Origin of the sequence: Clostridioides sp. ZZV15-6597 (assembly GCF_020657815.1) — a bacterium.
GTDB lineage: Bacteria > Bacillota > Clostridia > Peptostreptococcales > Peptostreptococcaceae > Clostridioides.
Genome location: NZ_JAGWCT010000139.1, coordinates 1 through 8902 on the forward strand (window position 1 = coordinate 1; position 8902 = coordinate 8902).

8 protein-coding genes and 1 other annotated feature are annotated in these 8902 nt (G+C 27.8%); of the genes, 4 read left to right on the top strand and 4 right to left on the bottom strand.

Translation table 11 applies throughout. The features are described from left to right. Positions 1-90 precede the first annotated feature (90 nt). The 3 genes from feoB to KGF52_RS19140 all read right to left on the bottom strand — a co-directional run bounded on the left by feoB (position 91) and on the right by KGF52_RS19140 (position 3231). A complete protein-coding gene (feoB, locus tag KGF52_RS19130) occupies positions 91-2211 on the bottom strand; it encodes a ferrous iron transport protein B (protein WP_227841281.1) in 2121 nt (706 codons plus the stop codon). 25 nt (positions 2212-2236) lie between these two features. Continuing rightward, entirely contained in the window at positions 2237-2464 is a 228-nt protein-coding gene (locus tag KGF52_RS19135) for a FeoA family protein (RefSeq protein ID WP_227827374.1), read from the bottom strand. A gap of 326 nt (positions 2465-2790) precedes the next feature. Beyond that, the gene (locus KGF52_RS19140; RefSeq protein WP_227827375.1) at positions 2791-3231 is read right to left on the bottom strand and encodes a GNAT family N-acetyltransferase; all 441 of its coding nucleotides are present in this window, start codon (positions 3229-3231) and stop codon (positions 2791-2793) included. A 180-nt stretch (positions 3232-3411) separates the two neighbouring features. Between KGF52_RS19140 and KGF52_RS19145 the strand changes: the two genes are divergently transcribed. Together KGF52_RS19145 and tyrS are read left to right on the top strand one after the other, a co-directional pair. Next, entirely contained in the window at positions 3412-4380 is a 969-nt protein-coding gene (locus KGF52_RS19145; RefSeq protein ID WP_227841282.1) for a DUF2232 domain-containing protein, read from the top strand. 151 nt (positions 4381-4531) lie between these two features. Further along, positions 4532-4784: a binding site (T-box leader), on the top strand. A 71-nt stretch (positions 4785-4855) separates the two neighbouring features. Beyond that, on the top strand, positions 4856-6064 hold the full coding sequence (gene tyrS, locus KGF52_RS19150; protein WP_227827377.1) for a tyrosine--tRNA ligase: 1209 nt from the start codon (positions 4856-4858) through the stop codon (positions 6062-6064). A 61-nt stretch (positions 6065-6125) separates the two neighbouring features. On the opposite strand, the gene KGF52_RS19155 is transcribed toward tyrS, so the two are convergent. After that, positions 6126-7007, bottom strand: a complete 882-nt coding sequence (locus KGF52_RS19155) for a polysaccharide deacetylase family protein (protein WP_227841283.1) — start codon at positions 7005-7007, stop codon at positions 6126-6128. Between the two features lie 370 nt (positions 7008-7377). On the opposite strand from KGF52_RS19155, the gene KGF52_RS19160 reads away from it, so the two are divergent. Then, positions 7378-8322 carry a DMT family transporter gene (locus KGF52_RS19160; protein ID WP_227841284.1) on the top strand — a complete coding sequence of 315 codons (945 nt, stop codon included), beginning with the start codon at positions 7378-7380 and terminating at the stop codon, positions 8320-8322. A 224-nt stretch (positions 8323-8546) separates the two neighbouring features. Beyond that, positions 8547-8902: rubredoxin-like domain-containing protein (locus KGF52_RS19165; RefSeq protein WP_054276517.1), on the top strand; the 356-nt coding region annotated here is incomplete at its 3' end.

Genomic DNA, 8902 nt, shown 5'->3' on the forward strand with positions numbered 1-8902 from the left:
CACTTAAATATACCTCTATTTTAATAATAAAGTATATGAATTTTTAAATAATACTTATAGGATAAAGTTTAATGTTAACTAAATACTAAGTTATACAAATAAATTATAAACAAAAGTTGTTAAAAAACAAACAACAAAAGCAAGTACAGTAGGCATTAAAAATCCTAAGGCAGTCCATTTTAAACTTCCAGTTTCTCTTTTTATAGTCAAAAGTGTTGTTGCACAAGGCCAATGAAGTAAGCTAAATAACATAACATTTAAAGCTGTTAAATAAGTCCAGCCATGTTCTCTAAGAACTTGACCTAGAGCGCTAAAGCTATCTAATTCTATCATAGAACCAGTTGCTAGATAAGCCATTAAAAGTATAGGTATAACTATCTCATTTGCTGGAAATCCAAGAATAAAAGCCATTAATATGAAGCCATCTAGACCAATTAGTTTAGCTAAAGGGTCTAAAAAGTTTGCAACATGTGATAATATGCTCAAATCTCCTATATAGATATTTGCAAATATCCAAGTTATGACACCAGCAGGTATAGCTACCATTATAGCTCTTCCTAAAACAAATATTGTTCTATCTATTATAGAAGTATATAAAGTTCTACCTATTTGAGGAACTCTATAAGGAGGAAGTTCTAATGTAAATGTAGAAGGAACTCCTTTTAATAATGTTTTGGAAAGAGTATAAGAAACCAACAGTGTTATTATAACTCCTAAAATTATTAATAATGTTATACAAAATGCAGTTGCTATACTAGATACAAAAGAGCTAGTTATAACAGAGCTAAAAAATATTGTAGATATGGCTATTAAAGTAGGAAAACGACCATTACAAGGTACAAAGTTATTTGTAAGTATAGCAATAAGTCTTTCTCTTGGAGAGTCAATTATTCTACAACCAATAACTCCAGCAGCATTACATCCAAATCCCATACACATAGTCAGGCACTGTTTACCATGAGCACATGCTTTTTTAAATAGATGGTCTAAGTTAAATGCAACTCTTGGCAAATATCCAAAATCCTCAAGTAATGTGAATAATGGGAAAAAGATTGCCATAGGAGGTAACATTACAGAGATTACCCATGCTAAAGTCCTATATAATCCCAACACTAACATGTCGTTTAACCATGATGGACAATTAATGCTGTTTAATATATTTGAAATACTTGGCTCAAATCCAAGTAATAAATTAGATAATAAAGTGGATGGATAGTTAGCACCTTCTATAGTAATCCACAGTATAGTACCTAATAATAAGAGCATTATTGGCAATCCAAATATTTTAGATGTTAATATTTTATCTACTTTTTCTTCTCTATCTGTTGATTTTTTAGCATTATTAGAACAGCACTTATCACTTAACTTTTTAGCATAATCATAATTGATTTTAGTAAATTCATCTCTAGTCTTCTGTTTGTTTATATCATTTGGAATTTTTTTCTTTACTTCATTAATAGCATCTATAGAATCTTTATCTATATAATTACTCATAGATTCAAAAATACTTTCATCGCCATCAATAAGTCTAAGACCCAACCACCTAGAATTTATATTTGGCATGATATCATCTAACTCTGATTGAATTGATTTTACTGTGTTTTCTATATTTTCGCTGTATTTTACTGGCTTATTATTAAATTTATATCTATCAAAAGATACATCGTTTAAAGTCTCTAATAGCTCATCCATACCAGAACCATTTCTTGCAGCAGTTAAAACAACTGGAATTCCAAGAGATTCCTCTAAGAAATCTTTATTAATATTAATACCTTTTTTTCTAGCTTCATCTATCAAATTTATACACAAAATGACTTTATCTGTGAGTTCCATTACTTGAAAAACTAAATTTAAATTTCTTTCAAGACATGTAGCATCACATACTACAATTACTGCATCTGGATTACCAAAACATATAAAATCACGAGCTACCACCTCTTCTTGTGACAAAGCAAATAGAGAATATGTTCCTGGTAAATCTATTAATGCATATTCTGTATTTTGATATTTGAAACTACCACGAGCTGTAGCTACAGTTTTTCCTGGCCAATTTCCAGTGTGTTGTCTAAGTCCAGTAAGATGATTAAACACAGTACTTTTTCCTGTATTTGGATTACCAGCTAGTGCAATTACAAACTGGTCTTCCTTGTTATCTATATCAAACATGTCTTTTAAAGAACTCATTTTAGTTGAGTTGTGTGTTAAACCCATATTAATATCCTCCTGATATAAAATTTTAAATGTCAGAAACTAATATTAGTCTACTTTCTTCTTGTCGTAGAGCTATCTTGCTACCTCTGATGTTGTAGACAGTTAAATTATTTTTTGGTCCTTTTCTAACTACATTTATAACAGCTCCTCTAGTAAGACCAAGTGCCAACATTCTCTCTCTTAAATTACCACTAGATAATATATCTTCAACTTTAACAGTTTTTTTCACTTGAATATCATTAAGGTTTTTCATAGTAGCACCTCCATGCATGAAATTTAGCCTGAGCTAATCTTCTTATTCTAAACTATGCATTACATTATTACCTTGTTACTTTTCGCAAAAAAAAGATAGGCAATATGCCTATCACAAAGTTGGGTATAATTCTTACTTTTGGGGAAAGTAGAATATAGAATAAAAATTAACATTTTGAATCTATATAATTATTGAATTTTGATAATAAAAAAGTCAGAAAGCGCAAAAGCCTTCTGACTTATATAAGGTATTTTCAAATACCTAGATATCAATTCAATATTTAATTTATGATTTAATTATATATTAACAATGTTAGCTTGTCAACACTATAATCTCATTTTAATATGTTCAATACCTGCTTCATCATATACTTCTGAAATTTCTTTAAAACCACAAGATAAGTAAAGATTTTTTATGTAAGCTTGTGCTGATAAGGTTATATTATTTTCATGCAAATTAACTTTTACAAAGTCTATAGCACAGTCCATCATTTGCTTTGATAGCCCTTTTTTTCTATGAGTAGAAAGAACTAAAACCCTACCAATAGAAACATCATTATAAGAACTATATTCTTTAGGAATTATTCTGGCATAAGCACAAATCAATTCATTGTCTTCTAAAAATATATGATAAGAGTTTTTGTCTATATCATCGTAATCATTTAATGAAAATATTTTTTGTTCACACGCAAATACTTCATATCTTGATTTGGCTATTTCGTAAAATTCATTTAAACTCAAATCATTAAAGTGTTTTATTTTAAACATAATAATTACCTCCTAAGTATATTAAAAACTTAATATTAAGATATATTATACCATTTTATAATTTTTAACAGAAATACTTTTATTAAAATATGTATGTGTTAAAAATATTTTAAAAAAGTGTTATACTGTATTAAAAATAAAATATTAGTTAGAAAAATTATAGTTTGTGGAGGAGTTGTTTTGGATACTACTAAAAAATTAACTGAAGCGGCTTTATTGTCGTCTTTATTTATAGTAATAACAATTATAGCTGTAGGTACTGGATTTGGATATGCCATTTATTTAGATTTTATAGTGCCAATATTTTTTTGTATAATATGTTTAAAGTGTGATTTAAAGTATACTGTTTTATCTGGAATTACATCACTTTTAATAATTTCCTTGGTGCTTGGAAATTTGGGAACTGCTATTTGGGCAAGTCAGAGTGTATTACTTGGTATAATATGTGGTTGTTTGATAACTAAATCATCAACAGTTATGGATGATTTAGTATATGGTTCAATGCTTGGAGTCATTATAATGGTTTTTATTGATATATATGCTTCAGCACTAATAGGATACAGTTTTATGAGCGAATTTCAGGGATACAGCAAATTGATTTATTTTCATGGATATGCAGATTTTATTTATTACTTAATGATAGCACTATTTCCTTTTGGAATGGTTTTTTGTATATATATTTTAAGTTTAGTTATAGGACATAAATTACATATTTTAAGTTCTAATTCTTTAAAAAAGTTTTTAGTATTTAAAAATTTTAGACTTTTAAATCAATTTTTATGTTGTTCAAAGAAAGTTTTTTATATGTGTGTCTTTTATTTAACTATCTTTGAAATTACAAATATATTGAATATTAAAACTGAGTTAGTTTATTTAAAAACAAGTTTTATATCAATTGGGTATTTGTGTACGTATTTTGTCATTAGAGATTCTTGTATGTCACTGCAAAATTTTATAATAACTAAATTTAGAAAAGTAGCATATGCTAGAATTTCTTTCTTGATAGTAGTTATATCTTTATTTCTAATGTTTAAGATAACTGTTATTGGATTAATAATTATAAATGCATTTTTAAATAAGAAAATGAATGTAAGATTGACTCAAATTAATATTGTCAACAAACAAATAAATATTTTAATTGAAAAATAAACTTTATGCATTGGTAAAAAATATAAAAAAATAGTATAATGTAAAAAAACATGTATATAATAATAAAAAAGGTTGACAAAATGTAAAAATAATAATATATTATGAGTAAGTTAAGAAAAACTTCTTGTAATTGATGAAATAATCTGAATATATAAATGCTGTGAAGAGAAGAAGTAGAGCTGAATTTTATTTAACAGAGAGTTCCAGTTTGGTGAAATGGAATAAATTGATTTAGTTTGAATACATCTTGGAGCAATGTCTCTGAAAGATAACAACCACTAAGAGATATCGGAATAGTACACGTTATAGTATATGAGTAAATAAATTATACTCTATAGAGATTAATATCGTGAGATATTGATGAACTAAGGTGGTAACACGTAAGCAATGCTTTCGTCCTTTTAACAGGATGAGAGCTTTTTTTATTATAAAAATAAAAATCATAGATTATATAAATATTTTAGGAGGTATGAAAATGAAATCGATAGACGAGCAAATACGAATAATTATGAAAGGTGTAGACGATTTAATAGACGAAAAAGAGTTAAGAGAAAAGCTTATCAAATCAGAAAAAGAAGGAAAACCTATGATAGTAAAATTGGGGTTAGATCCAAGTGCTCCAGACATACATTTAGGTCATACAGTAGTTCTTAGAAAAATGAAACAACTACAAGATTTAGGTCATCAAATAGTAATTATAATTGGAGATTTTACAGGTAAAATTGGAGACCCAACTGGAAAATCTAAAGCTAGAAAAGCTTTAACAACAGAGCAAGTTCTTGAAAATGCAAAAACTTATGAAGAACAAATTTTTAAGGTTTTAGATAAAGAAAAAACTATTGTAAGATTTAATAGTGAATGGTTAGCTAAATTAAACTTTGAAGATGTAATAAAATTAGCTGCAACTATTACTGTTGCGAGAATGTTAGAAAGAGAAGATTTCAAGAAGAGATATGAAGGACAAATGCCAATATCAGTGCATGAATTTTTCTATCCATTGATGCAAGCATATGATTCAATAGCATTAGAAGCTGATATAGAGCTTGGTGGAACTGACCAAAGATTTAACTTATTAATGGGAAGATCATTACAAAGAGAATTTGGTATGGAATCTCAAATAGTAATAATGATGCCTTTAATAGAAGGATTAGATGGAAAAGAAAAAATGAGTAAGAGTTTAGGTAACTATATTGGAATAGATGAAGAAGCTGGAATAATGTACCAAAAATCTATGGAAATTCCTGATGAACTTATAATTAAATACTATAATTTAGTAACTGATGTTCATCCTGATGAAGTTAATAAAATTGAAACTCAGTTAAAAGATGGTTCAGTAAATCCAAGAGATATAAAAATGAATCTAGCGAGAGAAATAGTAACTTTATACCATGGAGAAGAAGCTGCTAAAGAAGCTGAGGAAAGATTTAAATCTGTATTCCAAAAAGGTCAAATACCTGAAGATATACAAACAATTCAAGTTAAACAAGAAGAATTTGATTTAATTGAAGTATTAGTTTCTAATGAGCTTGTTAAAAGTAAGAGTGAAGTTAGAAGACTAGCATCTCAAGGTGGAGTAAAAGTAAATGGTGAAAAAGTGGAAGATTTAAGTACAGTTGCTAAAGAAAGCGAACTTGTTGTTCAAATAGGAAAGAAAAAATTTGTAAAAATAGAGTTAGTAAAATAGAGTAAAATAAAAGCAAGTTTATTGATTATATAAAAGTACAATCAATGAACTTGCTTTTTTATTATATTAAGGTTTTAAATTGGTAACCATTATCTTTAAAATATGTTATAATTTGGTCTAGTGCATTTACTGTTTCTTGCTTTCCATAAGTATCATGCATTAAAAGTACAACCATTTCTTTACCTTCAGAAGATTTCTTTGCATGTTCAAATAACTCTTGAGCATTTTTCTTTTTACCTTCTGCATCAGCATTTAGAGCATTCCAGTCGATTGATGCCATATTTTTTTCTTTTAAGTAGTTGCCCAAAGGTTCCATATTTTTCCATGACATATACCCACCTGGGCATCTAACTACATGTGATGAAAAATTCTTTCCTAGAACTTTCCTCATAGCTTCATCTGTTTTATTAAGCTCATTTACAAATGTATCAAGATTTAGGCTTCTGCCAGGATATAGTTTTTTGTAGTCATGAGAATATGAGTGATGAGCTATTGCATTTCCCTCATCAAATGTTCTTTTTAAAATTTCGTTGGCACCTTTTCTTTCAAGAGAATCTCCCTTAATAAAGAAAGTTCCTTTAACATCGTGTCTTTTTAAGATATCTAGAACTTGTGGAGTATTAGTAGTAGATGGTCCATCATCAAATGTAAGGAATACTATTTTTTCTCCATTATTTGAATAGTCGTATTTGTTAAGCTTATCCCAAACTAATTTTGCGTCATATCCATATTCTTTTGCAGCTTCTTTTTTTGCACCAATGATAGGTTCATTTTTTTCTTTTTCAATTCTTTCTTTTTCTAATTTTTCAGCTTTAAGCTTTTCTTGAGTTTCTTTAATTTCTCTTTTCTTGGACATATCCGCCCATGCCATAGAAAAAATACCAATAACTATTACGACAATTATAGTAAGTGCCATAGTTTTCTTTTTTCTTTTTTTTACCATGATTTCAACATTCCCCCTTTTTGTCGAATTGTATCAAAAATATATTATAATTATATCGAAGAAAGTAGAAAAAGTAAACCGACAAAGTTGTAACTAAAATAACTAAAGTGTAACTTATACAACATTATTTGCATAATATTAAAGTATCCTAGATACTGAAATTATCTATAAAAAAATTTAATATAAGTAAAAAAAATATAAAAAAGGTAAAAATTTATTAAAAAGGTGTTTACAAAAAATGATTAATATATTAATGTTAAATAGTGGATATAAATCTAGATTTAAAATACTGAAAAAATTTACTATAACTATATAAATTTATAGTAATGCTTATAGAAAAACTCTCTTGCTGTTTAGGGGGTTTATAATTTTGCAAAAAAATAAAAAGGAGGGGGCTTTATTGAAAAAATACTTTGGAGAAATAGGACTAATATTTATAGCAATTATATGGGGAAGTGGCTTTGTAGCAACCCAATTTGCACTAGATGGTGGGCTTACACCTCTACAAATAATAACTATAAGATTTTTCTTGGCAGCTGTAATTATGAATTTATTGTTTTTTAAACAAATTCGTGCCAATATGGGAAAGAATTTATTAAAAGCAGGAGGGCTTTTAGGAATATTTTTATTTCTAGCCTTTACAGTACAAACCATTGGACTTATGTACACTACACCATCTAAAAATGCATTTATAACAGCAGCAAATGTTGTAATAGTTCCATTCATAGGATTTATACTTTATAGAAGAAAACTTGATAAAATAGGATTAATAAGTAGTTTAGTAGCCCTTGTAGGTATAGGTATACTTTCTTTAGAGGCTGATTTATCTATTAATTTTGGAGATTTATTAACGCTTATATGTTCATTTGGATTTGCATTTCATATATTCTTTACTAGTGAATTTGCTAAAGATAACAATCCAATGGCATTAACAGCTATTCAATTTACTGTAGCATTTTTACTATCTTTAGTAGTTCAGACATTTGCAGGACAGTTGAAAATAGAAGCTGAATTGTCTGGATATATGGGAACTATATATTTAGCTATATTTAGTACTTCAATAGGATTTTTATTCCAAACTATATGTCAAAAGAGAGTTGATGGAACTAGAACAGCCATAATACTATCTACTGAAGCTGTATTTGGAACTATATTTTCTATAATAATTCTAAAAGAAGCTATTACAGCCAAATTAGTTATTGGTAGTATATTGATATTTGGTGCAATTATAACAGCAGAAACTAAATTATCATTTTTAAAAAGTAAAAAAGTAAAACTTAAAGAGTCAAAAGATTCTTCACTAGAAAGTATTTAAAGAGACAATTGTTTCCTAATTAATCAAATAAAGTATATATTATGTAGAAATTTGACATCAAAACTTAGTTGATACCGATGTTTCAAAGTGATAAAATTAATTAGGAAATAAATTTTATTTTTAGTGTTTAAACTATAATACAGGGGGTATATATATTCTTGTAGCAAGTTATTAAACTTTAAAAATAAAAATTTAATTAATATAAAATTGGGAGGAAATTAATTATGAAAAAATTTGTTTGTACAGTATGTGGATATATACATGAAGGAGATGCTGCACCAGCACAATGTCCAGTATGTAAAGTTGGAGCTGATAAATTCGAAGAAATGAAAGGTGAAATGGTTTGGGCTGACGAACATAGAATAGGAGTAGCTCAAGGTGTGGATGCAGAAATAATCGAAGGATTAAGAGCTAACTTTACTGGTGAATGTACAGAAGTAGGAATGTATTTAGCAATGAGTAGACAAGCTGATAGAGAAGGATACCCAGAAGTAGCAGAAGCATATAAGAGAATAGCTTTTGAAGAAGCAGAACATGCTGCTAAATTTGCAGAACTTCTTGGAGAAGTTGTAGTTGCAGA

Bases quoted from the DNA above. Each gene is read 5' to 3' on its own strand.
- tyrS (WP_227827377.1), top strand. From the start codon at position 4,856: ATGAAATCGATAGACGAGCAAATACGAATAATTATGAAAGGTGTAGAC.
- KGF52_RS19155 (WP_227841283.1), bottom strand. From the start codon at position 7,007: ATGGTAAAAAAAAGAAAAAAGAAAACTATGGCACTTACTATAATTGTC.
- KGF52_RS19135 (WP_227827374.1), bottom strand. From the start codon at position 2,464: ATGAAAAACCTTAATGATATTCAAGTGAAAAAAACTGTTAAAGTTGAA.
- feoB (WP_227841281.1), bottom strand. From the start codon at position 2,211: ATGGGTTTAACACACAACTCAACTAAAATGAGTTCTTTAAAAGACATG.
- KGF52_RS19140 (WP_227827375.1), bottom strand. From the start codon at position 3,231: ATGTTTAAAATAAAACACTTTAATGATTTGAGTTTAAATGAATTTTAC.